This is a genomic window from Arthrobacter crystallopoietes, from assembly GCF_002849715.1.
GTDB classification, from domain to species: Bacteria; Actinomycetota; Actinomycetes; order Actinomycetales; family Micrococcaceae; genus Crystallibacter; species Crystallibacter crystallopoietes.
The window spans coordinates 2,364,058-2,388,980 of record NZ_CP018863.1 but is presented as its reverse complement, the minus strand read 5'-3'; the positions used below and the strand labels follow the sequence as shown (position 1 = coordinate 2,388,980).

Genomic DNA, 24,923 nt, shown 5'->3' with positions numbered 1-24,923 from the left:
ACGGCGCCGTCCTGTTGATACCAGGACAAGCTTCCGTCAGTTACCGGCCGTTGCCACGGGCAGCTGCTGATGGTTGCATGAGGCATGCAGTATTCGGCAGGGACAGCCTGAGCCGTGGCAATTCTGTTCGCCCTTGGTTCGGCGTTTTTTTACGGCGTCGCGGACTTTGTCGGCGGTTTGTTGTCGCGGTGGGCAGATCCGACAACGATCGCCCTCATCGGCCAGTTTGGTGCGCTGCTGCTCAGCCTGGCTGCCGCGCCGTTCTTCCCGGCACCGTCCGTCGAGCTGGCGGACCTGATCTGGGGTGCGGTGTCCGGCATCGGGACGGGCATGGGCATGGTGTTCCTCTACCGCGGCCTCAGCCACGGAAGCATGAGCGTCGTCGTTCCTTTCGTCGCTGTCGGCGGCACCGCCCTTCCCGTCCTCATCGGCGTAACGGTCCTGGGTGACCGACCCACCGTTCCGGCCTGGCTGGGAATCGTTTTGGCCATCCCGGCACTGTGGCTGATCTCGGTCACCAAGAACGGCCCGCAAGGTTCACGCGCTGCCGGCACGCTCGATGCCCTGTTCTCGAGCATCGGAATCGCCCTGCAGTACATCGCCCTGGCGCAGGCCGGGGCAGAAGCAGGACTGTGGCCGATTGTTGCCGGCCGCGTCGCCGCTGCCCTGGCCATCCTGCCGCTCGCCCGGCCGTCCAGCGCCAAACTGCGCGGCATCGGGACGCGTACGGTCCTGGCCGCCGCACTGACCGGAGGCATGGCGGCGCTGGCCCTCACGCTTTACATGCTCGCGGCCCAGCTGCAGTTGATGAGCATCGCGGTCGTTCTCTCGTCCCTCTATCCGGTGCTCCCCGTTGTCCTGGGCATCACCGTGCTGGGGGAACGGCTGACCGTGCGGCAGCTGGTCGGGTTGCTCAGCGCCGGCGCAGCCGTGGGCCTCATCACCTGGAGCTAATTGGCCCGATGACTGCAGGCCGGCCTCATCATCCGGCGTTACCCGCTCGACACATAAGTAAAACCAGTTTAGATCTCCGGTTTAAACAGTTTTACAGGTCATTGCAGATACCGGATTATCGATAGGAAGTGATAGGCAACACAAGGAGTTCTGCAACATGACCGGTACCGATCTGACGCCACGCGTCGTCACCCTAGGCACCGCCGGCGGCCCACGCTGGTGGACCGGCGAGAATGCCGGGAAGCGCTCGGGGATCGCCACCGCCGTCGTTGTTGGCGACAGCACCTACCTGGTGGACGCCGGCCATGGCGTGGGACGCCAGCTCATGCTCGCCGGGCTTCCGGTCAACTCGCTGCGCGGCATCTTCATCACGCACCTGCATTCGGACCACACGATCGATCTGGGCAGCCTGGCGATCTTCGGCATGTTCACGCTGAAGGAGAACCAGCACCAGATCAAGATCATGGGCCCCGGCGACCGCGGCGAGCTTCCCCCGGTTTCCGCGCGTGCCGCCGTCGCACCTTCGCCGGTCTTCCCGGAGAACCCGACGCCCGGCACCAAGGCGATGTTCACCCACCTGATGGCTGCCTACGCCACGGACCTGAACGACCGCATTCTGGACGCGCTGCGGCCTTCGCCGTTCGACTACTTTGTACCCGAGGACATCCAAATCCCGACGGCGAGTGGTTACCACCCGAACGAAAATCCGACTCCCGCCATGGAGGGCTTCGAGATCTACCGGGACGAAAACGTCACGGTGACGGCAACGCTGGTGAAGCATCCGCCGATCGCCCCCGCCTTCGCCTTCCGGTTCGACACCGTGCATGGCTCCGTCACCATCTCCGGCGACACCGCACCGTGCGACAACCTGGTCCGCCTCGCCGCAGATACCGATCTGCTGCTCCACGAGGCGATCGATTTTGACTGGGTGCAGCGCGCGTATGGCTCGGCGGCGAACTCCACCGGCCAGGCCTCCATCGACCACCACAAGAAATCGCACACCAGTGCCGCTGAAGCCGTCGCACTGGCCAACCGTGCAGGGGCAAAAGCCTTGGCCCTGCACCATTTAGTACCAGGCACCACGCCCGTGTCCGTGTGGGAAAGCGCCGGCGCCGACTTCGGCGGCCGCTTCTACGTCCCGAACGATCTTGACGTTATCCCCTTCGGTACTGACTCCACTGACCGTATTCTGGAAGAAATGGCCACTGTCCAATGAGTGCTAATACAATGACTCCCCCGCAGCCCCAGGCATCCTCCATCTCGGAGAGCCTGAACACGAAGCAGATGCGCCGTATCCTGGCCTCCAGCTTCATCGGCAGCGCCATCGAGTTCTACGACTTCATCTTGTATGCGATGGCAGCGTCCATCGTCTTCAACCAGGTGTTCTTCGCGAACGTCTCCCCCGCCGTCGGGCTGTTCATGTCCTTCGGCACCCTCGCCGTCGGCTACGTTGCCCGCCCGCTGGGCGGAGCGATCTTCGGCCACTTCGGCGACCGGATCGGCCGCAAGACCGTCCTGATCGTGTCCATGACCCTGATGGGTGCGGGCACCACGCTCATCGGCCTGCTGCCCACCACGGCGCAGATCGGTATGGCGGCGCCCATCCTGCTGGTGCTGCTGCGGCTTGTCCAGGGACTCGCCGTCGGCGGTGAATGGGGCGGAGCCATGCTGGTTGCCCTCGAGCACGCCCCGGCCAAGCGCCGCGGTTTCGCCGCCAGCTTCGCCAATATGGGCGGTCCCGCCGGCGCCGTGCTGGCCACGCTGACCGTTTCGGCCTTCTCCACCCTGCCCGAGGAAGCGTTCATGAGCTGGGGCTGGCGGATTCCGTTCCTGCTGAGCCTCGTGCTGATCGCCGTGGGCCTGGTCATCCGGCTCAAGGTTGCCGAGACACCGCTGTTCCTGGAACTCGAAGCCACCGCGGAAAAGAAGAAGATCCCGTTCGTCGAGGTCGTCACCAAGTACCCGAAGAACCTGGTGCTGGGCGTACTGGCCGGCATGAGCTCCTACACCGTGCAGGGCCTGATGACGGTGTGGGCCGTCTCCTACATCATCGAAGCGGGCGTGGACACCACCTCGGTCCTCAACATCAAGGCCGTCGGCGCCACCCTGACCATCGTGGCCATCTGGTTCGCGGCCCGCCTGAGCGATAAGTACGGCCGCAAGCCGGTCATGCTGGCCGGCATGATCGCCGGCGCCGTCCTGGCCTACCCCATCCTGTGGCTGCTGCAGACCGACACGCTGTGGGGCTTCGCCATCGGCCTGTTCCTGGCCAACGGCATCATCCAGGGCGTCATCTTCGGCCCGTTCGGTGCCTTCGTGGCCGAGCTCTTCCCCACCCGGATGCGCTACACGGGCGCCTCGCTGACCTACCAGTCTTCCTCGACCCTCGGCGCGGGCTTCACGCCGATGATCGTCTCCGGTCTGGTCATCGTCGCCGGCGGGGAGCTGTGGCTGGTCGGCCTGGTCTGGCTCCTGTCCTTCGTTGTGGCGGCCGTCTGTGTGCTGGCCACCAAGGAAGGCAAGAACATGGACCTGAGCAGTGAAATGAAATAAAAGTACGACGACGGCGGTGCCGGTTCCTGCGGGAGCCGGCACCGCTTGGTTAAGCGGCGTTTCGGTTAGCGGCGTTTCGGCTCAGCCGCTTCCGGTTCAGCCGCCCGGTCAGCCCGGCCTCCTCCCTGCTCTACCGCCCCGCTGCCCCGTCGCCAGCGCCGACGCTCTGGGCGCAATAATCCATCAGCGCGGTCAAGCGCCGGCTTAACCGCTGGCGCCCCGGGTAGGCGAAACAGATGTCGCTGTGGCCAATATGCCCGTCGATGGGAACGCAGACCAGCGGCAAGCCTTCGTAGCTGACATCCAGCGGAGGCCGCTGGACCAGGACCGTATAGCCCAGTCCACGGGCCACCATCCCGCGCACAGCTTCAAAACTGGTCGACCGCCAGGCAATTTTCGGGTCGAGCCCGGCGTCGCGCAGGTTCGGCAGCTGGTTATCGCGCACCGAGGGAATGTCCAGCAGCACCATGTCGTCCGAGGCGAGCTCCGGCAGGGCGATCTTCGCGCGGCCGGCCAACCGGTGCTCCGCCCCCAGCAGGATATAGGGCCGGCCTTCCTTGATCACCCGCATTTCCGCGCCGCCGGTGACATGCCGCGTGTGGGTCAGCACGGCGTCGAGCCTGCCCTCCAGCATCTGCAGCTGCAGCTCGTCGGCCGCTCCTTCGGTGATGGTGAGCTCCAGTTTGGGATTCGGTGCCGCGAAACCCGCCGTCATCAACGGGACCCAGAAAGCCGAGAGCGTGGTGTAGCAGCCGATCGCCAGCGGCCCGGCCAGCTCGCCGTGCCGCTCCTCGATCCGGGCCTGGATCTCCTCGGCTTCGCGCAGGAGCACCTGCGCGTCCTTCAGGAAGCCCCGCCCGGCGGTGGTCAGGGTAATGCCTTTCGCCTTCCGCCGGACGATCAGCTGGGTCCCGACGGCCTTTTCCAGCTCGTTGATGGCCAGCGACATTCCCGCCTGCGACACATGGCAGGCCTGTGCGGCGCCGCTGATGGAGCCGGACTCCGCGACGGCCACGTAGTACTGGATCTGGCGCAAGGTGTACCGGAACATAAGGAAAGCCTATCCAGTTGCGCCCGCTTCCACAGTTACCCTGGCTAGCGAACTACCCGGGCTTATGGTCCGGAGCCGGGGTCTGCGCCACGGCGTACCGGCCCACTTGCCACGGATCGATGGCCGGCACGGCAAGCTTGCTGTAGCCGGCAACGTTGCGGGACACCACCGTCAGGCAGTACCGGACGGCCGTGGCCGCGATCAGCGACTCCACCGCCGGAACATCCGGGCGGCTGGACATTGGCCCCCAGACCGTCGCGACCTTCAGGTCCACCGGCAGGATGAAGCCATCAAAGCGCTTGGTCAGCTCCGCAAGCCAGCGGCCGTCGTCGTTGTTTGACGCTGTTTCCTGCTGGGCGTGCGCGGCTCGCAGTTCCCCAACGGTCAACGCGGAGATGAAGATGCGCAGGTGTCGGCGCTGCTGCAGGAAATCGACGACGGCGGCGTGCGGCTCGGCGCTACGCACCTCCGTCACCACATCCGTATCAAGCAGCAGGCCGGCTTGCTCCCTCACGAGCCCGGGTTGATCGGGCCGGCGGCAGCAGACCTGGCGGCGGCAGCGCGGCCGGTGCGCAGGAGGAAATCAACAAAATCCTCCCGGGCGGCTGCTACTTGCTCGTAGTCATTGAGGCTCATTACGCGCAGATCCTGGCGCGCAGGGGAAATACTGGTCATGAAAAACGGTGCCGGGCACCGGTCCTTTCGCGTGCTCTTGCCCGCACCATCTGCCAACGGCGAATGCAGGCCGCTTCGTCATCCGAACCACCCAGAGAGCGTGGGGTTGGTATGCGGCCAAGTCGGAGCTTAGCGACCGCAGTTCCTGAAGCTGTTGAGAGTATGCCACGGGTTTGGCACCTGCGTCACGCACTGTTGTTCATGCTGTGTAACAGGACGAGAACCAGCGACTTGGAGCGACATCTTGCCCAATCCGAATGTTTACCTGTGGGCAATCGTTTGGCTATCTGCGTCCGTGACCATATAGTAGGAGTGCTTCACGAGATGTGACGGGCAACACAGTCGGCTAGCCGGTGGTGTTGCAAAGGCTCCGACCGGTCACGCACCAACCCCATGTTCGTGGGTGGTTCGGATGACGAAGCGGCCTGCATATTCGCAGAACGACGAGGTTCTAAGGGGGACCCGTGCGGGCAAGAACTATCGAGAGAACGAAATGATGAATACATACTCAACAGCACACGACCGCAACCACACCGACCAGGCCGCGAGCCTTCCGGACGAAAGCATCTTTGACGAATGGGTGGATGTCCGGATCCACATTGAAGCCGAGCTCAGCCTGGTGCAGTTCTGCCAGCAGGGCGTACAGAAGATGTTCTACTCAGAGGACATCGACGCTGTACAAAAGGCCGCCCTGGACTCCGACGGCACCGCCCAGTGGTGCGAGAAGTACGCAAAACTGCTCATTCCCAGCACCCGCAGCGGCGCTGGCAACCGCTTCTTTTCGCTGGTGCGGATGGAAATGGACCCCGCGGACAGGTAACCGCCGCAATATCGTCATAAGTTGTCAGACCGGGCTGGTAGAAGTTAATTACGTCTATCAACATCGCGGACGCCGGAAATCAACTCAGGGATTCCGGCGCCGGCGGCACCGTCAGCCCGGGAGGCCTTGTGTTCCTGCTTGAATCCGAATCAGCCGGTGCCGAACCGGAGCTGGTCTTCACTGCCAGTGACCTGGTGGTCGCCGCCGGCTGCGAGTACCAGCTGCTGCGGAAGCTGGACGAGAAGCTGGGCCGCACGCCCAAGGCCGTCTTCGCTCCGGACGAGATGCTGGAGCGGACGGCCGTGCTCGGCGATGTCCATGAGCACCGGGTGCTGCAGGAATTCAAGGACCGGTTCGGGGTCGGCGTTGTGGAGATTGCCGAAACCACCGGCTACACCCGCCCGGAGCTCACCGCCAAGCATGCCGAATCCATTGCAGCCCTGGAGACCGGGGCGGACGTTGTGTTCCAGGCATCCTTTTTTGACGGCACCTTCCACGGCCGCTCGGATTTCCTCGTGAAGGAGAACGACGGCGGGACGTTGCGTTACGCGGTGTATGACACCAAGCTGGCCCGCCACGCCAAGGTGACCGCCCTGCTGCAGCTTGCCGCCTACGGCGACCAGCTCGCCAAAGCCGGAATCACGCCCTCCCCCACGGTCACGCTGGTGCTGGGAAACGGCGTGCACAGCAACCACAGCCTGACGGACATCCTGCCCGCCTTCAAGGAACGCCGGGCCCGGTTCCTGGCCATCACCGGCCAGCACCGCGGGCAGCCGGATGCGGTGGCCTGGAATGACGAACGCTATACGGCCTGCGGCCGCTGCGATTACTGCTCGGAGCAGGTCAAACTGCACCGGGACCTGCTGATGGTTTCGCACATGAGCACCACCCGCCGGCGGCAACTGATGGCAGACGGGATCCGCACCATCGACGATTTCGCCGCCATGCCGCTGCCAGCGGGCGAAGGTTCCGGCGGGACGTTGGCCAGGCTGCGGGACCAGGCGCGGATGCAGACCGGTGTCCAGGAGCCGGACGGATCGGTCGAGTTCACGGACAAAGACGGCGAACCCCATAAGGTCGCCTACAGGGTCTTGGAGCAGAACGCCCTGGCCGCGCTCCCCCGCCCCAGCGAGGGTGACATTTTCTTCGACTTCGAGGGGGATCCGCTCTGGCAGGATGCCGCCGGCGTCTGGGGCCTTGAGTACCTGTTCGGCGTGGTGGAGAACCCGGTCTCGCCGCGGGACAAGCCGCCGTTCCTGCCGTTCTGGGCGCACAGCCGTGCGGAGGAAGGCCGGGCCCTGGCCAGTTTCCTGGATTACGTGGCGCAGCGGCGCGAACGGTATCCGGACCTGCACATCTACCACTACGCCAACTATGAAAAGGCGGCCCTGCGCCGGCTGTCGCTGCAGCATGTCCTGGGCGAGGACGCCGTGGACGGGCTGCTGCGCGAAGGCGTGCTGGTCGACCTCTACGATACGGTGCGCAACAGCCTGCGGATCTCGGAGAACTCCTACAGCATCAAGAAGCTCGAGCCGCTGTACATGGGTAGCAACCTGCGCAGCGGAGATGTGACGGACGCCGGGGGCTCGGTGGTGGCCTATGCCCATTACTGCGAGGCACGTGATGCCGGCCGGGCCGATGAGGCGGCGAAGATCCTCGCGGGAATCAGCGACTACAACGAATACGACTGCGTCTCCACCCTCGAACTGCGCAACTGGCTGCTCAAGCTGGCGGCCGAACGGGGCATCCAGCCCGGCTCGACGGCTGATGGTGCCGCCGCAGCCGACGGCGGGAAGGCACCCGAGGTTTCGGACGAGCCGTCCCAGAACGAACAACGGCTGCTGGACCACGTGGCCGCCGCAGCGGAAAAGGCCGCCCATACGGGTAAGCCACTGTCCGATGATGACCAGGCCATCGCCATGGTTGCCGCGGCGGTCGGTTACCACCGGCGCGAGGACAAGCAGTTCTGGTGGAGCCATTTCGACCGGCTGAACGCGCCGGTGCCGGACTGGGCCGACACGAGGGACGTGTTCATCGTGCAGGACGCGGAGGTTGTTGAGGAGTGGGCCGTGCCGCCGGGGAAGCGGAATCGTGTCCGCGTTCTCCGGCTGACCGGAACACTGGCCCCCGGCTCGACCATCAAGGAAGGCACCTCGCTGTGCCGGCTCTACGACCGGCCGTTTCCGGACTTCCTGCAGGCCAAGGACACCGGCGTCGACCAGCGCAGCTACTGCTTTGAAACGCAGGTCATCGATTTGGATGCGGCCGGCGACAAGGATGTCCTGCTGGTCCAGGAGCGGCTGCCGTCCAAGGCGGATCCGTATGACCAGCTGCCGATGGCACTGTCGCCGAACCAGCCGCCGGCCACCACGTCGCTGAAGCAAGCACTGGCGGACCTTGCCGGACTCGTGAGCGGCGGGTTGCCTCAGCTTCCGCCGCATCCGGCACTCGATCTGCTCCGCAGGGTTCCGCCTCGGCTGCGCAACCTGGCGTCGCTGCCGGTCGTTGGACAGGAGCCGGACGGCTACATCGATGCGATCACCACCGCCGTCCAGGCATTGGATCGTTCCTACCTGGCGGTGCAAGGGCCGCCCGGCTCCGGCAAAACGCATATTGGCGCCCATGTCATCGGCCGCCTGGTGGCGCAGGGCTGGAAGGTTGGCGTGGTCGGACAGTCCCACGCGGTCGTGGAAAACATGATGAAGGCGGCGGTGGAGAAGGGCCGCGTCCCGCTGGAGCGTGTGGCCAAGAAGCTCAATGGGGAGAACGTCCCGTGGCGGAACCGCACGGACGCCGACGTGGAACGGTTGCTCACGGAACCGGGCGGGACGCTTGTCGGCGGCACAGCCTGGACGATGACCGGCAGCAAAGTTCCGCCAGGGTCGCTGGATTTGCTGGTTATCGACGAAGCCGGACAGTTTTCGCTGGCCAACACCCTGGCCGTCTCCCGTGCCACCCGGCGCCTGCTCCTGCTGGGAGATCCGCAGCAGTTGCCGCAGGTCACCCAGGCCACCCACCCGGAACCGGTGGATACGTCCGCGCTGGGCTGGCTGTCGGCCGGTCACGCCACACTGCCGCCCGAGCTGGGCTATTTCCTCGCGCTGACGTGGCGGATGCACCCGGCTTTGTGTGCCGCAGTCTCGCGGCTCGCCTATGAAGGCCGCCTGCATAGTGCACCGGCGGCGGACGGGCGCCGGCTGCAGGGCGTGCCAGCGGGAGTGGAATGCATCCTGCTGGAGCACCAGGGAAATTCGACCTCATCGGCCGAGGAAGCCGCTGAAGTTCTCCGGCAGGTCCATCGGCATCTCGGTCTGCAGTGGACGGACGGCGGCACGACCCGGCCGCTGGGCGCCGGTGACATCCTGGTGGTGGCGCCGTACAACGCCCAGGTCCAACTGATCCGGCACCGGCTTGAGTCAGCCGGACTGGGCGGTGTCCGGGTGGGAACCGTGGACAAGTTCCAGGGCCAGGAAGCGCCGGTGGTGATCGTGTCGACGGCAGTATCGGCACCGTCCGAAGCGCCGCGCGGAATGGAGTTCGTGCTCAACCGCAATCGGACCAATGTAGCTGTTTCCCGCGGGCAGTGGCGGGCCGTCGTCGTCCGTTCCCGGGAACTGACCAGCTATCTCCCTAGCAAGCCGGAAGGACTTGAAGAGTTGGGCGCCTTCATTGGACTGTGCCTGCCGGATTAGTCCTCATCTGGGGCTGTGATCGCGGACGATAAAACCATTCCCTCTTTCTACGCCGTGTAGAAGAATGGGTGCATGATGTTCCAACACGATGAACCGGTCCTAGAACTCACCGACGAGCAATCTTGGAAACTGCTGGAAAACACCAAACACGGCCGCATTGTCCTGACCGCCGCCGGGGAGACAGACATCTTCCCCATCAATTACCTCGCCCACGACGGCAGGCTGCTGATGCGCAGCGCACCAGGCACCAAGCTGGCTGAAGTCACGATCAACGAGAACGTCGTGTTCGAGACGGACGGAATCGCCAGCGATGAGGCATGGAGCGTAGTGATCAAAGGAACCGCACGGGTGCTGCAGTCCGGCGATGAAATCGAGGCCGCCGAAAAGCTCGGGCTGAAGTCCTGGATCCCCACGCTCAAGGATTTCTACATTGAGCTCAAGCCAGTGCAGCTCAGCGGCCGCCACTTCATTCTGGGCGACCAGCCGGAGCGCTAATGACAGGCAGGCTGCCCCGGCGCGTTTCGCCCGGGCATCCTGCCGCCGTTGTTAGCTTGCCGCACCTCGACGTCTTCGGGACAGCCGAGGTCAGCGACCGACGTTGGCCAGGATTTCCTCAAAACTCAGCGACTCGATGCCGCCGCGGCCTTGTTCCTCGGAAGGTACGTCCTGGACCAGCGCCACCAGCTCCGCCGCTGCACGGCCTGCCCGGCGGGCGATGCCGCCGCCAGCCTCCTCCGCGCCGCCCCAGTCTTCGGGTGCTGCGAACACCACGGTCTGGGTGGTGCGTGCGCGCAGGTAGCTGAAGAGCGGGCGGATGGCGTAGTCCAGCGCGAGCGAATGGCGCGCGGTGCCGCCGGTCGCGCCAACGAGTACCGGCTTGCCGGCCAGTGCATCCTTGTCGATGACATCGAAGAAGGACTTGAAGAGGCCGCTGTAGGAGGCACTGAAGACCGGCGTGACAGCGATCAGCGCATCTGCCGCGGTGACAGCATCGATCAGCTCCTGGAGCCGAGGCGCGGCATAGCCTGCCACCATGTTGTTAGCGATATCCACGGCGTACTCACGCAGCTCGAAGGTCTTCACCGAGGTCTCGGCTCCCCCTTCCCGGAACCGATCAGCGGTGGATTTTGCCAGCTGATCCGCCAGCAGCCGGCTGGAAGACGGTACGCCCAGCCCTGCGGACAACACCACGATTTTGCGCTCTGACACCGGTTTCTCCTTCATGTCTTCATTGTTCATGCGATTGCATCTATATCCACAACTGGGGACGCTGCCGGTTTATTCCTGCCGGAGGGATGCTATTCCTGTTGCGCGCATAAAAACGGTGCCACACTGGGATGACCACCATCCGACAAGACCCCCGGCAAGGGCCTTCTCCCGCCAGGAGGACCGGTGATCCTGAATCAATACCACCTCAGTTCACTGTCGTTGAGTTCCTATTTGATCGGGGACGAGACCAGCGGAAATGCTGTTGTCGTTGATCCGCAACGAGACATCGACCAGTATCTGGACGACGCCTCCCGAAACAACCTCACTATCGTGGGCGTGATCGACACCCACTTCCATGCCGACTTTGTGGCCGGCCACCTCGAACTGGCCGCCGCCACCGGAGCGTGGATCGGACTCGGTGCCCGGGCGGAAGCCGCCTACGACTTCCGCAAACTGCACCACGGGGAAAAGATTTCGCTGGGCGAGGTCGAACTGGAGATCCACGAGACCCCCGGCCACACTTGGGAGTCCATCACCGTGCTGGTCCGCGAGCGCGCAACAGACAAAACTCCGCATGCGGCCCTGACCGGAGACACCCTCTTCATTGGCGATGTGGGCCGGCCCGACCTTGCCGCTTCCGTCGGCGCCGACCCCGTGGAACTAGCCCGCGCCCTCTATCACTCAGTGCACGATGACCTGATGAAGCTTGATGGCAGCGTGCGCCTGCTGCCCGCACACACCGCAGGAAGCGCCTGCGGCAAGAACCTCTCGGCCGAGCGCGAATCGACCATCGGCGTGCAGCAGGCCGCGAACCCTTCCGTCCAGCCGATGAGCGAGGACGAATTCGTGACCCTGATTACCAGCGGCCAGCCGTCCGCCCCGACGTACTTTGCCACCGACGCCAGGCTGAACTGCAGCCGGCATCCGGTGATGGCCAGCAGGCTGCATCCCGCAGCCCTGCCCGTGGATGCACTGGAACGGGCACTGTCTTCAGGGGCACGGATTCTTGATGCGCGGACGCCGGATCTGTTCGCAGCAGGCCATCTGGCAGGCTCGATCAATGTGGGCGTTGACGGGCGTTTTGAGGAAACGGCGGGCATGTTCTTCGACCACCGGGATGTGATCGTCATTGTGGCCGAACCGGACAGGGAAGCCGACGTCCAACTAGGTCTTGCCCGCATTGGTTGCGACAGAGTGGTCGGTTTCGTCCCGAATCTTCCCGAACTCCTCGCGGCGCAGCCTCAGCTGGCCGGCAGCACGGACCGGGTCCGTGCTGATGCACTGGACGGCGCCCTGGCCGATCCGGACACCGTGGTGCTCGATGTCCGGAATGCCGGGGAGCGGGAGGACGGCGCCATTCCCGGAACCCAGCACATTCCGCTGGCCGAACTGCCGCAGCGCCACCACGAACTCCCGGCAGACAAACGCATTGTGGTGCATTGCGCCAGCGGCTGGCGCTCCAGTGTTGCCGCGAGCGCACTGAAGTCGCTCGGCTATACCAGCGTCGCCGATGTTGCGGGCGGCTACAACGCCTGGGCACAGCACCACCAGGCGGCGTGATCAAGCGAGAGGTTCTTTCCTACGGGCGGCAGCCTGCGCGGTGCCAGCCGTGCGGCGACGTCTTCGGCAATGACCGGCACACCCACCGACGCAACTGCGGGCCGAGGGGCACTTTCTACCCCGGTTAAAGCTTCAATGGCACCCCTGCTGAATGACGCGCAATTAGCCCATCTTGTACACCACCGGAGCTTCGTGTGTCCACAAACACATATAACGGATTTGTAACAAGACACGCCGACACGATACTTTTGAAGGGCTTTCTTACGCAAACAGTGGTAAGAGCCTGATCCGTACGCCTAGCCCTGTCCGCGGATCAGTCAATTCAATTCTTCCCAGACAGGGGCGGAGGAACCACACACGGCGCTTGGGGGCGCCTTGGGGTGAAGTTCTGTCAGCACATCGAAGGCACATTGTTTGCCGCTGACCGAACCGAGTGAACTCTCTCTCGAATCCGACAGCTAACTTCGCAGGCGCATATGAGAGGACCTCCCTTGCACACCAATAAGCCTGTGCGCGGACGCCGTCGCGCCGAAGACACTTCCCTGCTGACCGCCGCGCGGAACCAAGACAGCGATGGCCGCCGCCGAGCGACGAAGCGCCGCTTTACCGCCAGCACGTCCCAGAAGGCCGGTCTGGCCTTGGCTGCCACCGGCATTATTGCCTTGGCCGCCGTTCCCACGGCCCAGGCGGTCTCCGGCAACGAAGACCTGAGCGGCGTCAGCGCCGCCAGCACGTCTTCGGCCCCGGTGACGGCAGCCCAGGACAGCGAGATGAAGTTCGAGCGTATCGAAGTGACCAGCAAGGCTGCTCCCGAACAGAAGGCTGAACCGAAGACCGAGGTGAAGGCTGCCTCCATCGAGAAGACCGATGACGCCAAGGACAAGCCGAAGGCCGAGCCGAAAAAGGAGTCCAAGGCCGCCTCGAAGGAGACCGCCGCCAGCGGCCTGGCTTCCCCCGTCGCCGAGCTGAACCAGTCCTCGGGCTTCGGCTACCGGATCAACCCCGTCACCGGGGCGGCCGGCGAATTCCACAACGGGTCTGATTATGCCCTCGCCTGCGGCACCGACGTCAAGGCTGCTGCCGCCGGCAAGGTCGTCGAGGCTTCCTCCAGCGCCGTAGGCTACGGCAACCGCATTGTCATTGAGCATGCCGACGGCATGAAGACCACCTACAACCACCTGCAGAGCATCGGCATCAGCCAGGGCCAGAAGGTCTCGGCCGGCGACTCCATTGCTGATCTGGGCACAACCGGCAATTCCACTGGCTGCCACCTGCACTTCGAGGTCGTCGTCGGTGGCGAGGAAGTAGACCCGGCCAAGTTCCTCTAGCCAAAACACCTGCCTCGGCAGATCCACAGCCAGACCCGAACGGGGCTGCGCGGCACAAGCTGCGCGGCCCCGTTTTTTGTCCCTAGTCACCACTGGGCAAGAGGACTAGCGTGGGGCGTACCCGCCGCATCCGACACTGGCGCAGAGCCGCGCCAGTGCGGAGTCGAGCCGAGCCATGCCGGCGGAACCAGCGCTAGGAGACAAGAATGAACGCCCTTACCCTTGCAGATGCCCGCAGCATCATTGCGGCCGCCGAAGCCCGCGCAGAAGAAATTGGCCAGCCGATGAACATCGCCGTCGTCGACGCCGGCGGAAACCTGATCTCCCACGTGCGGATGGACGGCGCCTGGCTGGGCAGCATCGACATCTCCATCAACAAGGCCTTCACCTCCCGCGCCTTCGACATCCAGACCAAGGACCTGGGCGACAACTCGCAGCCGGGCAACCAGTTCTACGGCATCCATGCCAGCAACCATGGCCGGATCATGATTTTCGCCGGCGGCGTGCCGCTCAGCCGGGACGGCCAGGTGGTCGGCGCGATCGGCGTCAGCGGCGGCAGTGGCGAGCAGGATCAGACCGTCGCGGAGGCGGGCGCCGGCGCACTCTGATAACTGCACCGACAACTGCACCCAAAGTACCTATAGCCATAGTGAGTGAAGTCCGCTAGCGTGATGGCTATCACCGTGCGGTCCAGAATAAGGAGTCATGCCCCGTGTCAGGAAACAGAGCCGTTGCCTATAAAGGACCAGGGAAAGTCGAGGTCATCGACACCGACTACCCCACCTTTGAACTCAGAGACGCCCCGGGGATCAACCCGGCCAACATCGGCCGCAAGGTCCCCCACGGCGTCATTCTGCGAACAGTCACCACCAACATCTGCGGCTCGGACCAGCACATGGTCCGCGGCCGCACCACCGCCCCGACCGACCTGGTACTCGGACACGAAATCACCGGCGAAGTCATCGAATGCGGACCCGACGTCGAATTCATCAAGACCGGCGACATCGTCTCGGTCCCCTTCAACATTTCCTGCGGCCGCTGCCGCAACTGCAAGGAACGCAAAACCGGCATCTGCCTCAACGTAAACCCCGACCGCCCCGGCAGCGCCTACGGCTACGTGGACATGGGCGGCTGGGTCGGCGGCCAGGCCGAATACGTCATGGTCCCCTACGCCGACTGGAACCTGCTGAAGTTCCCGGACCGCGACCAGGCCCTGGAGAAAATCATGGACCTAACCATGCTCTCCGACATCCTGCCCACCGGCTTCCACGGCGCCGTCACCGCCGGCGTCGGCGTCGGCTCCACCGTGTACGTGGCCGGCGCCGGCCCGGTCGGCCTCGCCGCCGCAGCCGGCGCGCAACTGCTCGGCGCCGCCGTCGTTATCGTGGGTGACCTCAACGAACAACGCCTGGCCCAGGCACGCAGCTTCGGCTGCGAAACCGTTGACGTGTCGAAGGGCGATCCGAAGGACCAGATCGAGCAGCTCCTGGGCGTGCCCGAAGTTGACTGCGGCATCGACGCCGTGGGCTTCGAAGCCCGCGGACACGGCAAGGACGCCTCGCACGAGGCGCCGGCCACCGTGCTGAACTCGCTGATGGACATCACCGCCGCCGGCGGCGCGCTGGGCATCCCCGGACTCTACGTCACCGGCGACCCCGGCGCCGCGGATGAAGCCGCCCAGCACGGCTCGCTCTCCATCAGCCTCGGCACCGGCTGGGCCAAATCGCTGTCCTTCACCACCGGCCAATGCCCGGTCATGAAATACAACCGCCAGCTGATGATGGCGATCCTGCACGACAAGGTCCAGATCGCCAAAGCCGTCAACGCCAAAGCCATCCCGCTCGAAGACGCACCCAAGGGCTACGCCGAGTTCGACGCCGGCGCCGCCACCAAGTACGTGCTGAACCCGAACGGCTACGTCAAGAACTGATCGAGGAGAGGAACAGCAACGATGAACGCTAAGAATCTGCAGGAAGTCCTGGATGCCTCCGGCAACACCGTTGAACTGCTGCGCAATTCCCAGCTCGGCGCCTACATCTACCCGGTGGTCGCCCCGGAATTCACCAACTGGCGCAGCGAGCAGCGCGCCTGGCGCGAGACGGCAGTGCTCTACGACCAGTCCCACCACATGGACAACCTGTTCATCAAGGGGCCGGACGCGCTGAAGCTGATTTCCGACACGGCCATTAACAGCGTGGCCAACTTCCCGGTCAACAAGGCCAAGCAGTATGTGCCGACGACGCCGGCCGGGCACGTGATCGGCGATGGCATCCTCTTCCACGAGGCCGAGGACGAGTACATCTACGTGGGCCGTGCCCCGGCGGCCAACTGGCTGCTCTACCACGGCGAGACCGGCGGCTACGATGCCGAGATCGTCGTCGACCGCCGCTCGCCCTCGCGCCCGATGGGCCAGCCAGTCAAGCGCAAGTACTGGCGCTTCCAGATCCAGGGACCCAACGCCTGGCAGATCATCGAGAAGGTCAACGGCGGCCCGGTGGAGCAGCTGAAGTTCTTCAACATGGACCACATGAACGTGGCCGGCGCGCAGGTCCGCACGCTGCGCCACGGCATGGCCGGCGCTCCCGGACTGGAGCTGTGGGGGCCGTACGAGACCTATGACAAGGCCCGCGACACCATCCTGCAGATCGGCCAGGAGTTCGGCATGCTGGCCGTGGGCTCCCGTGCCTACCCGTCCAACACATTGGAGTCGGGCTGGATCCCGTCACCACTGCCGGCAATCTATACCGGCGAAGAAATGCGGCCCTACCGCGAATGGCTGGGCGCGGACAGCTACGAGGCGACCAATGCGGTGGCCGGCAGCTTCGTCGCGGACAAGATCGAGGACTACTACCTGACGCCCTGGGAGCTGGGCTACGGCTCGTTCGTGAAGTTCGACCATGACTTCATCGGCCGCGAGGCGCTGGAGAAGATCGATCCGGCCACCCAGCGCAAGAAGGTCACGCTGGCGTGGAACCCGGAGGACATGGCGAAGATCTTCGCGTCGCTGTTCGACACCGAGGGCACGCCGTACAAGTACTTCGACCTGCCCCTGGCCAACTACGGCTCCTCGAACTACGACGCCGTGATCGATGCGGACGGCACCAACGTGGGCCTGTCCATGTTCACCGGCTACAGCGCCAACGAGCGGCGCGCACTCTCACTCGCCACCGTGGATCCGTCCGTGCCGGAGGGAACGGAGCTGAAGGTCGTCTGGGGCGAGCCGGACGGCGGCACCCGCAAGACCACGGTGGAGCCGCACCAGCAGCTCGAGGTGCGAGCCGTGGTCAGCCCGGTGCCGTACTCCGAGACGGTCAGGAAGGACTACCAGGGCGGCTGGCGCTCCGGCCAGAAGAGCTAACCGGAACCGGCGGGGCCTGGAACGTCATCCGGGCTCCGCCGGTAAATCCTGCAAAGTACGACGACGGGTGGCGGGCCCGGTGCCCACCACCCGTCGCGTTCATCCCCCGGCGCGGAACTCGCGGACCCACTCGGCCGTGGTCTTCAGCCCGCCGAAGGTGTAGAAGTGCAGCAGAATCCGGCCGTGCTCGGCCTCGTTGTGACGCTGCGCGAATTCCTTAATGATCTTGTCCGGGCCGGCGGTACCCAGCAGGTTCGTCAGCGAGAACCCGTACTTGTGCACAATCCCCGCGGAAGAAGCGACGCCGAAGCGGCGCGCATAGTTGAGCAGCCGCTTGACGCCGGCAGGTCCGGGCACGCCGATTTCCACCGGGGCCTGCACACCGCGCCGCCGAAGTTCCGACAGCCAGGCGAAAACCGGGTCGGCGTCGAAACCGAACTGCGTGATGATCGAGCACTCCAGACCGAGTTCCTGCAGCGCTGCGTCCTTGTCCGTGAGCGCCTGCCACAGCACGTCGTCGCTGATGTCGGGGTGCCCTTCCGGGTAGCCGCTGATGCTCACGTGCTTGAAACCGTACTTGCCCAGCAGCCCGGTCCGGATGAGGGCGAGGGAGTCCTCGTATGGGCCTTCGGGCTGGGCGGGGTCACCGCCGACCACAAACACGTCCTCAGGGGCCGCCTCTGTTGCCAGCGCATCGAGGAACTCTTCCAGCTCCGACTGGGAGGCAAGCCTGCGCGCGGAGATGTGGGGAACAGGGACGAAGCCCAGCCGCTTGACGGCGGCCGCCGCACCGACCCGCATGGACAGGTCCTCGTTGCCCAGGAAGGTCACCGAGATGCGTGTCCCCCGAGGGATGAAAGCGGCAGCCTCTTCCAGCGCCGGAACATCCTTGCCCGTCATCTCCAGGGAGAAGTCCTCGAGCAGCGGGCGCACGGCGTCGGGATTTGTGGGACTGGAGTTGGCCATAGCGTTCCTTCTTCCGTCGGATCTCGCCGAAGACCGCGGGTGCCGGCGACAGTGATTCGATTCTATCGCTCAATAACTATCTGCATAGGGGTTGGTGGACCGCATTGGGCCGCCATGGTCCCGCAGCTTAAAATGGGTGCATGGCCGATTCGCTCACCCCCGAGCAGCGCAGCGCCAACATGTCCAGGATCCGCGGCAAGAACACGAAGCCGGAGCTCATTGTCCGCCGGCTGCTGCATGCCAGGGGTTACCGGTACCGGCTGCACGGCTCGGCCGCCGGTGCCAAGCTTCCCGGCCGGCCGGACCTGGTCTTTTCGGGCCGCCGCAAGGTCATTTTCGTCAACGGCTGCTTCTGGCACGCGCACAGCTGCAAGGCGGGCCAGCACGAGCCCAAGTCCAATACCGAGTTCTGGCAGGCCAAGCGGTCCCGGACCGCGGCCCGGGACGCGGCGCAGCGTCAGGAACTGTCCGCGGCAGGCTGGGACGTGCTGACCGTGTGGGAGTGCGAGTTCAAGAAGTCCAGCGACCTGGGCAGCCTGGAAGAACGGCTCGTCGGTTTTCTAGGCTAGACGCGGCACTGCTGCAGACCAGCCGCTTCTGCGACCCCTGCAGGTCGGCCGCCGTCTACCTCACCGTGGTCCCGGCCTGCTGTTCCCACAGCCGCAATTCCGCACGCGTGGGCAATGCCTCCCAGTCCCCCGGATAACCGACGGCGAACGCGCCCAGAATGGCTCCCCGTTCCAGCCGCGCCTGTACATCGAGCCCGTCCAGCAGGCCCGACAGGTAGCCTGCGGTGAAGGCGTCCCCCGCCCCCACCGTGTCACGCACGACAACCTTGTGGGCAGCCACGTGACGCGGCTGCCCATCGATCCAGCCCGTGGCGCCGTCGGCCCCGCGCTTGATGATGACCTGGCCCACGCCCTTGTCGGCCAAGGCAGCGGCAGCCGCAACCTCGCCGTCGTGAGCTTCGGGGACCGCTAGCGCCAACTCGTCCTCCGAGGCAATAACGACGTCGGCGCACGCGGCGATGGCGGGCAGTGTTTCGGCTGCTTGCTCCGCCGTCCAGAGTTTGGCGCGGAAGTTGACGTCGAAGGAGACCAGGATGCCGGCATCGCGCGCGGCCCGGGCCGCCCACAGCACCGCCTCGGCGGCGGAGGCGGACAGCGCAGGCGTGATCCCGGTCAGGTGGAGGATCCGGGCGCCGGCCGCGATGGCGGGACGGACCAGATCGATGGTCAACGCGGCACCGGCTGAGCCCGCCCGGTAGTACTGCACGCGGGCCAGATCCGCCGTCCGCTGCTCGAGCAGCATCAGTCCCGTGGGCCGGTGCTCGTCGTGGCTGACCGCATCCGTCAGCACGCCTTCGGCCCGCAGCTGCCGCAGCGCGAAGGCACCGATCTCATCCTGGCCCAGCCGCCCTGCCCAGCGCGTAGTATGCCCCAGCCGGGACAGGCCGATGGCCACGTTGGATTCCGCGCCGGCCAGGCACAGCTGCGCGCTGCCGCCCATCCGCAGCAGGCCGGCGTGCCGGAACGAGCCCATGGACTCGCCGAAAGTCAGGACGTCGACTGCCTCCACCGTCAGCCCCGGGAGTCCGCGGCCAGCTGCAGGTAGGCGCGCGCCCGGCTACGCAGTTCCGCCAAGTCTCCGCCGGACGCGGCATCGCCGACCAGCGGGCCGCCGACGCCGACGGCGAGAGCCCCGCGCCGCCAGTACTCGACGGCTTCGGCTTGGCCCACGCCGCCGATGGCGATGAAAGGGATGTCCGGGAACGGATCGCGCACGGCCTTGAGGTACTCCGGGCCGCCCGCCGAGGCGGGGAAGAGCTTGATGGCGGAGGCGCCGAGTTCCATGCCGCGGTAGCACTCGCTCGGGGTGAAGGCACCGGCGATGACCGGGACGCCGCGTTCGGCCGCTTCCGCAATGGACGGTGCCAGCGACGGCGTCAGGATGAACCGTGCGCCGGCGCCCAGGACCGCTGCGACGTCGTCAACGGTCAGGACAGTCCCGGCACCAATGACGGCCTCCGGACCGGCGTGCTCGCACACGGTTTCGATCACCCGCTGGGCATCCGGGGTGGTGATGGCGATTTCCAGGTATTTGACGCCCTCCTCCACCAAGGCGAGGGCCGCGGCAATGGAGGCATCGGCGTCGTTCCCGCGGATGACGGCCAGCAGCCGGGCCTCGCTTAATCCGGCGACCAGATCGTTCGGTTTCAAGGGGGTCGGTTGCATCATCATCACCATTCCGCGTGCGAGCCGTCGGCGTGGCGCCAAAGCGGGGAGCGCCACTGGTGCTCCAGCTTGTCCGCCACCCGCACCGCATTTTCGTCGATCTCGATACCCAGGCCGGGTCCGGTCAGCCGTTCAATGTGCCCGTCCACGAACTGCAGCGGCGTCTTGTCCAGCACGTAGTCCAGCACCTCGGCGCCCTGGTTGTAGTGGATGCCGATGCTCTGCTCCTGGATCAGGAAATTGGGTGTAGCGAAGCCGACCTGCAGGCAGGCGGCCAGCGCCAGCGGGCCCAACGGGCAGTGCGGGGCGAGCTGCACATCGAAGACCTCGGCCAGCGACGCGATCCGGCGGACTTCGGAAATGCCGCCGGCATGACTGAGATCCGGCTGGGCGACGGCGATGCCGGCCTGCAGCACGGGCAGGAATTCCTGCCGGGAGTACAGCCGCTCCCCCGTGGAGACCGGGATGGAGGTGGAACGGGCCAGTTCGCCAATCAGATGCGAGTTTTCCGGCACCACGGGTTCTTCCAGGAAGAACGGGCGCAGCGGTTCCAGCAGCGGCGCCACCCGGCGGGTGTTGGCCAGGGTGAAGCGGCCGTGGAAATCCACGGCCACGTCCCGGTGCTCCCCCAGAACTTCCCGGGCCGCCGCCACGCGGGCGACCACGCCGTCGATCTCCGCCACGGTGCCCAGCCTGCCCATTTTGCCCGAGGCGTTCATTTTGACAGCCGTCAACCCGGCTTCGAGCTGCTCGAGGATGTGGTCCTTGACCTCGTTGGGGTCATCGCCGCCCACCCAGCCGTAGACGCGGATGCGGTCCCGCACATGGCCGCCCAGCAGCTGGTGCACCGGCACGCCGAGGTGCTTGCCGGCAATGTCCCACAGCGCCTGGTCGATCCCGGAAACGGCGCTGGCGAGAATGGGGCCGCCGCGGTAGAAGCCGGCCTTGGTCATCACCTGCCAGTGGTCTTCGATCCGCAGCGGATCCGACTGCAGCAGCACCTCCGCGAACTGGGCGACCGCGGTCCGCACAGTCTCGGAGTGGCCCTCGCAGGTGGCCTCGCCCCAGCCCACAACGCCGGTGTCCGTCTCGATCCGGACAAAGAGCCATCGCGGCGGCACCAGGAAAGTCTCGACCTTGACGATGCGCATCGGCCGCGCTCCCATCCCCTTGCCTATCCCTTGGTGGCGCCGGCGGTCAGGCCGGAGACGATGTACTTCTGCGTGAACAGGGCGATGATCATGATCGGAATCGTGACCACCGTGGCCGCGGCCATCAGGCCGCCCCAGTCGATGGAGGCGTAGGAGACAAAGTTGAAGATGGCCACGGGCAGGGTCTTGGTGTTGGCCCCGGACAGCACCAGGGCGAACATGAAGTTGTTCCACGAGAAGATGAAGGACAGGATGCCGGCGGTCGCGATGCCTGCCACGGACAGCGGCAGCGTGATCCGGGTGAACGCGCCGATCGGCGTCAGCCCGTCCACCTGTGCCGCCTCCTCCAGTTCCAGCGGCATGGAGTCGAAGTAGCTCATCATGATGTAGACGATCAGCGGCAGGGCCACAAACATGTGCGAGAGGATCAGCACCTCGTACCCGCCGACCATCCGCAGGTTCGAGAACACGTAGTACCAGGGCACCAGCAGCGAGACACCGGGGATGATGCGCGCCATCAGCACGACCAGCGCGGAGCGGCGCATCGCGAAGCGGCTCATTGAGTAGGCCGCCGGAATCCCGATGATCAGGGACAGCGCGGTGGAGACGAAAGCCACCCAGAAGCTGTTGAAGATGAAGGTGAAGTAGTTGTTCCGGCCTAGGACGTTGTCGTAGTTTTCCCACGTCGGGCTGAAGATGACCGCCTTGGACGCGTCGTAGATGTCCACGTTGGTCTTCAGCGAGGCCAGCAGCATCCACACCAGCGGCGCGAGGAAAGTCAGCACAATCGCCACCAGCGCCACCACCCGGAACCACTTGTAGGCGCGGGTGCGGATGGGCTTACGACGGCGGGCGGCCGGCTTCGCGGCGCCGGTTCCGTTGCCGGAACCATCGGCTGCCGTAGTGGCGTTGCGTTGAATATCTGTCAGGGCGTTCATTACTTGTTCCCCTTCCGGCGGAAGGTCACGAGCCACATGCAGGCCACGATGATCATGAAGAACAGGATCAGCACGGCCGAGGCCACGCCGTAGTCCATGTAGTCGAAGCTGAGGCCGTAGGCGTAGATGTTCAGCGTTTCCACCTCGTTGAAGGAACCGCCGCCCTTGCCCTTGGTGGCATAGAGAATGTCGAAGGTCTTCAGCGCGTCGATCCCGCGCAGCAGCACGGCCACGATCACGGTGGGCATCATCAGCGGTAGCGTCACGTACCAGAAGCGTTGCCAAGCGGTGGCGCCGTCGATCCGCGCCGCCTCGTCCGGCTCATCGGACAGGGACGTCAGCCCGGCCAGCAGGATCAGCACCACCATGGGCGTCCACTGCCACACGTCCACAAACAACAGCGTGGTCAGCGCCGTCTCCGGGCTGGAAAGCCAGGGTTGCCCGGGCAGGCCGAAGAACCCCAGCAGCTGGTTGGCGAACCCGATGTTCGGATCCAGGATCAGCCGCCACATCATGCCGACCGCCACGGGGGTCGCCACCAGCGGCAGCAGGATCACCACACGGACAAATTTTTCGCCCTTGAACGGCCGCCAGAGCAGCAGCGCAATGCACATGCCCAAAACCATCTGGATGGCCAGCGCGCCGATGGTGAAATAGAACGTGCGTCCGACGGCGGGCCAGAACCGCTGCGTGTCGGTCAGGACTTCCGTGTAGTTTTCGAGCCCGATGAAGTCGGATTCGGCCCGGACGGAGCCGGAAGCATCCGTCAGGCTTAGGTAGAGGGTCCAGGCCAGCGGGAAGACAATAAGGATGCCCACGAAGACCATCGCCGGGGCGGCGAAAAGCCATTTGCGGTGGTCGTTGGCCCAGTCCGAATAGGCCTGCCAGCCGGTCTTTTTCGGTCCCTTGCCGGCGGATCCGCGCTGCGTGGTGTCAGTAGATCGTGCAGTCATCTCTCACCCTGGGTCGGAGTGGTGGGAGAACGACGGCGGCGCGTTGCCGCCGTCGTTCTCTGTCAGCCTTTGGTTCGGCTACTTTTCGTCTTCGAGGAAGGCCTCGAACGACGTGTTGGCGGTTTCCGCGGCCTTGGCCGCATCCTCGCCGGTGATGGCGGCAACGATCGGATCGCCGACAATTTCGCGGGCCTCGGCTACCGAGACCACCAGCGGGCGGTCATAGCCAACCCCGTTCTCGGCGCTGACCGCAATGGCCTCCGCGAGGTCCTTCGGGTAGGTGGAGATACCTTCCGGGTCCTCCCAGACGGATGAACGCGGTCCGGGCACGCCGGCCTTCTGGACCTCGAGCGTCTTTTCCTTGCTGGTGGCCCACTCGATGAACTTCCACGCGTTGTCCTGGTTGGCCGAGGCCTCGTTGATCGCCAGGCCCCAGGAGGGAACGTTGTACGGCTTGGAGCCTGCCGGGCCTTCCGGCATCGGCGCGAAGCCGACCGTCTCCGCCACCTTCGAGTCCGCGGGATCCGTGGCGTTCTTGTAGAGGCTGTCCGCCTCGGTGTAGAACGCGGCGCCGCCCTGGGTGAAGATGGCCATGGCCTCGGGCCAGCTCATATCCGTGCTGACATTCTCCGGGCCGTACTCGCGGATCATCCGGCCGTAGTAGTCGTAGGCTTCCTTGGCCTCCGGAGTGCCGATGGCCGACTTGCCGGAATCGTCGATGAAGTCCCCGCCGAAGGAGTACAGGTAGGAGGAGAACTGCGTGACCGCGGCAGACCGGCCGGTCCGTGCGACGAAGCCCGCCGTCTCCGGGTTCTCTTCCTTGATCTGCTTGGCCGCGGCCTCCAGCTCCTCGAGGGTCTTGGGCACCTCAAGGCCGGCCTTTTCCAGCAGGTCCTTGCGGTAGTAGAGCACCTCGCGCTCGGTGATCAGCGGCACGCCCACCACCTTGTCCTCGAAGGTGGTGGCCTCCACCGGACCGGACTGGAAGTCGGACCAGTCCCACTCCGCGTTGCCCTCGACCCGCTCCGAGAGATCGGCGAGGTAGCCGTTCTGCGCGAAGAGCTTGCCCTCCTGCAGCGGCCGGTACATCATCACATCGATCTCATCAGTACCGGCGTTGAGCTTGACGTTGTACTGGTCGGAGAGCTGATCCTCGCCGAGCTGGGTGAGCTGGACGGTGAGGCCCGTCTCCTCTTCGAATTCGGGTATGGCTTCCTTGATGATGTCTGTCCACACGTGGTTGGCCAGGGTTACCCGCACGGTGCTGGAGGCTTCTTCGCTGCCTCCGCCGCCGCTGCCGCAAGCCGTGAGCCCGAGGGAGAGCAGGGCTGCCACCGCCGTAGCGCGCATTACATTGTGTCGTTTCACGCTGACTCCGTTTCTGGATGGGGCCCTGATCATCTGCGACGGACCCGCAGCAAATGCCTCTTTACATCTGCCGATTACTTGAACAATAGTGACTTAGATCATATTTATTCAAG

General features: G+C 65.1%; 23 protein-coding genes and 3 riboswitches. Of the genes, 12 read left to right on the top strand and 11 right to left on the bottom strand.

The window, feature by feature from the left end:
- Positions 1-114 precede the first annotated feature (114 nt).
- The 3 genes from AC20117_RS11150 to AC20117_RS11140 all read left to right on the top strand — a co-directional run bounded on the left by AC20117_RS11150 (position 115) and on the right by AC20117_RS11140 (position 3,507).
- On the top strand, positions 115-954 hold the full coding sequence (locus AC20117_RS11150; protein ID WP_074699672.1) for a DMT family transporter: 840 nt from the start codon (positions 115-117) through the stop codon (positions 952-954).
- A gap of 157 nt (positions 955-1,111) precedes the next feature.
- Positions 1,112-2,170 carry an MBL fold metallo-hydrolase gene (locus AC20117_RS11145; RefSeq protein ID WP_074699673.1) on the top strand — a complete coding sequence of 353 codons (1,059 nt, stop codon included), beginning with the start codon at positions 1,112-1,114 and terminating at the stop codon, positions 2,168-2,170.
- A gap of 11 nt (positions 2,171-2,181) precedes the next feature.
- On the top strand, positions 2,182-3,507 hold the full coding sequence (locus AC20117_RS11140; RefSeq protein ID WP_236777274.1) for an MFS transporter: 1,326 nt from the start codon (positions 2,182-2,184) through the stop codon (positions 3,505-3,507).
- Between the two features lie 130 nt (positions 3,508-3,637).
- Here AC20117_RS11140 and AC20117_RS11135 read toward each other — a convergent pair whose 3' ends face one another.
- The 3 genes from AC20117_RS11135 to AC20117_RS23290 are packed head-to-tail and all read right to left on the bottom strand — an operon-like array spanning position 3,638 to position 5,233.
- On the bottom strand, positions 3,638-4,558 hold the full coding sequence (locus AC20117_RS11135) for a LysR substrate-binding domain-containing protein (protein ID WP_074699675.1): 921 nt from the start codon (positions 4,556-4,558) through the stop codon (positions 3,638-3,640).
- 52 nt (positions 4,559-4,610) lie between these two features.
- Positions 4,611-5,072: a PIN domain-containing protein gene (locus tag AC20117_RS11130; RefSeq protein WP_083339610.1), complete on the bottom strand. Its 462-nt coding sequence runs from the start codon at positions 5,070-5,072 to the stop codon at positions 4,611-4,613.
- Positions 5,069-5,233 (bottom strand): hypothetical protein, encoded by a 165-nt coding sequence (locus AC20117_RS23290; RefSeq protein WP_158300454.1) that lies wholly within the window; start codon positions 5,231-5,233, stop codon positions 5,069-5,071. The genes AC20117_RS11130 and AC20117_RS23290 overlap by 4 nt, the downstream gene beginning before the upstream one ends.
- 28 nt (positions 5,234-5,261) lie before the next feature.
- Positions 5,262-5,384: riboswitch (SAM riboswitch) on the bottom strand.
- A 164-nt stretch (positions 5,385-5,548) separates the two neighbouring features.
- Positions 5,549-5,716, top strand: a riboswitch (SAM riboswitch).
- A 10-nt stretch (positions 5,717-5,726) separates the two neighbouring features.
- On the opposite strand from AC20117_RS23290, the gene AC20117_RS11125 reads away from it, so the two are divergent.
- The 3 genes from AC20117_RS11125 (at position 5,727) to AC20117_RS11115 (ending at position 10,240) form a co-directional block, all read left to right on the top strand.
- Positions 5,727-6,053, top strand: a complete 327-nt coding sequence (locus AC20117_RS11125) for a hypothetical protein (RefSeq protein WP_074699676.1) — start codon at positions 5,727-5,729, stop codon at positions 6,051-6,053.
- Between the two features lie 128 nt (positions 6,054-6,181).
- Positions 6,182-9,745 (top strand): TM0106 family RecB-like putative nuclease, encoded by a 3,564-nt coding sequence (locus AC20117_RS11120; RefSeq protein ID WP_074699677.1) that lies wholly within the window; start codon positions 6,182-6,184, stop codon positions 9,743-9,745.
- A gap of 72 nt (positions 9,746-9,817) precedes the next feature.
- Positions 9,818-10,240, top strand: a complete 423-nt coding sequence (locus AC20117_RS11115; RefSeq protein WP_074699678.1) for a pyridoxamine 5'-phosphate oxidase family protein — start codon at positions 9,818-9,820, stop codon at positions 10,238-10,240.
- 90 nt (positions 10,241-10,330) lie between these two features.
- On the opposite strand, the gene AC20117_RS11110 is transcribed toward AC20117_RS11115, so the two are convergent.
- A complete protein-coding gene (locus AC20117_RS11110) occupies positions 10,331-10,954 on the bottom strand; it encodes a CE1759 family FMN reductase (RefSeq protein ID WP_101632718.1) in 624 nt (207 codons plus the stop codon).
- A 183-nt stretch (positions 10,955-11,137) separates the two neighbouring features.
- On the opposite strand from AC20117_RS11110, the gene AC20117_RS11105 reads away from it, so the two are divergent.
- The 5 genes from AC20117_RS11105 to ligM all read left to right on the top strand — a co-directional run bounded on the left by AC20117_RS11105 (position 11,138) and on the right by ligM (position 17,200).
- Entirely contained in the window at positions 11,138-12,514 is a 1,377-nt protein-coding gene (locus AC20117_RS11105; protein WP_074699680.1) for an MBL fold metallo-hydrolase, read from the top strand.
- Positions 12,515-12,830: 316 nt separating this feature from the next.
- Positions 12,831-13,002, top strand: a riboswitch (cyclic di-AMP (ydaO/yuaA leader).
- A 21-nt stretch (positions 13,003-13,023) separates the two neighbouring features.
- Positions 13,024-13,842 (top strand): M23 family metallopeptidase, encoded by an 819-nt coding sequence (locus AC20117_RS11100; RefSeq protein ID WP_158300453.1) that lies wholly within the window; start codon positions 13,024-13,026, stop codon positions 13,840-13,842.
- Between the two features lie 206 nt (positions 13,843-14,048).
- Positions 14,049-14,450, top strand: a complete 402-nt coding sequence (locus AC20117_RS11095; protein ID WP_074699682.1) for a GlcG/HbpS family heme-binding protein — start codon at positions 14,049-14,051, stop codon at positions 14,448-14,450.
- Between the two features lie 104 nt (positions 14,451-14,554).
- Positions 14,555-15,772 carry a formaldehyde dehydrogenase, glutathione-independent gene (gene fdhA, locus AC20117_RS11090; RefSeq protein ID WP_074699683.1) on the top strand — a complete coding sequence of 406 codons (1,218 nt, stop codon included), beginning with the start codon at positions 14,555-14,557 and terminating at the stop codon, positions 15,770-15,772.
- A 21-nt stretch (positions 15,773-15,793) separates the two neighbouring features.
- Positions 15,794-17,200, top strand: coding sequence for a vanillate/3-O-methylgallate O-demethylase (gene ligM, locus AC20117_RS11085; RefSeq protein ID WP_074699684.1), 1,407 nt, complete (start codon positions 15,794-15,796; stop codon positions 17,198-17,200).
- Positions 17,201-17,299: 99 nt separating this feature from the next.
- Here ligM and AC20117_RS11080 read toward each other — a convergent pair whose 3' ends face one another.
- Positions 17,300-18,166, bottom strand: coding sequence for a methylenetetrahydrofolate reductase (locus tag AC20117_RS11080; protein ID WP_170837939.1), 867 nt, complete (start codon positions 18,164-18,166; stop codon positions 17,300-17,302).
- A gap of 140 nt (positions 18,167-18,306) precedes the next feature.
- Between AC20117_RS11080 and AC20117_RS11075 the strand changes: the two genes are divergently transcribed.
- On the top strand, positions 18,307-18,735 hold the full coding sequence (locus tag AC20117_RS11075) for a very short patch repair endonuclease (RefSeq protein ID WP_074699685.1): 429 nt from the start codon (positions 18,307-18,309) through the stop codon (positions 18,733-18,735).
- A gap of 55 nt (positions 18,736-18,790) precedes the next feature.
- On the opposite strand, the gene AC20117_RS11070 is transcribed toward AC20117_RS11075, so the two are convergent.
- From AC20117_RS11070 to AC20117_RS11045, 6 genes are all read right to left on the bottom strand, one after another.
- Positions 18,791-19,744 carry a sugar kinase gene (locus tag AC20117_RS11070; RefSeq protein ID WP_236777515.1) on the bottom strand — a complete coding sequence of 318 codons (954 nt, stop codon included), beginning with the start codon at positions 19,742-19,744 and terminating at the stop codon, positions 18,791-18,793.
- A gap of 2 nt (positions 19,745-19,746) precedes the next feature.
- On the bottom strand, positions 19,747-20,406 hold the full coding sequence (locus AC20117_RS11065) for a bifunctional 4-hydroxy-2-oxoglutarate aldolase/2-dehydro-3-deoxy-phosphogluconate aldolase (RefSeq protein WP_236777513.1): 660 nt from the start codon (positions 20,404-20,406) through the stop codon (positions 19,747-19,749).
- Positions 20,406-21,551, bottom strand: coding sequence for a galactonate dehydratase (gene dgoD, locus AC20117_RS11060; protein ID WP_074699686.1), 1,146 nt, complete (start codon positions 21,549-21,551; stop codon positions 20,406-20,408). The genes AC20117_RS11065 and dgoD overlap by 1 nt, the downstream gene beginning before the upstream one ends.
- A 23-nt stretch (positions 21,552-21,574) precedes the next feature.
- On the bottom strand, positions 21,575-22,489 hold the full coding sequence (locus AC20117_RS11055; protein WP_083339611.1) for a carbohydrate ABC transporter permease: 915 nt from the start codon (positions 22,487-22,489) through the stop codon (positions 21,575-21,577).
- Positions 22,489-23,442, bottom strand: a complete 954-nt coding sequence (locus tag AC20117_RS11050) for a carbohydrate ABC transporter permease (RefSeq protein ID WP_074699687.1) — start codon at positions 23,440-23,442, stop codon at positions 22,489-22,491. The genes AC20117_RS11055 and AC20117_RS11050 overlap by 1 nt, the downstream gene beginning before the upstream one ends.
- A 78-nt stretch (positions 23,443-23,520) precedes the next feature.
- Positions 23,521-24,810 carry an ABC transporter substrate-binding protein gene (locus AC20117_RS11045; protein ID WP_236777511.1) on the bottom strand — a complete coding sequence of 430 codons (1,290 nt, stop codon included), beginning with the start codon at positions 24,808-24,810 and terminating at the stop codon, positions 23,521-23,523.
- Between the last annotated feature and the right edge of the window lie 113 nt (positions 24,811-24,923).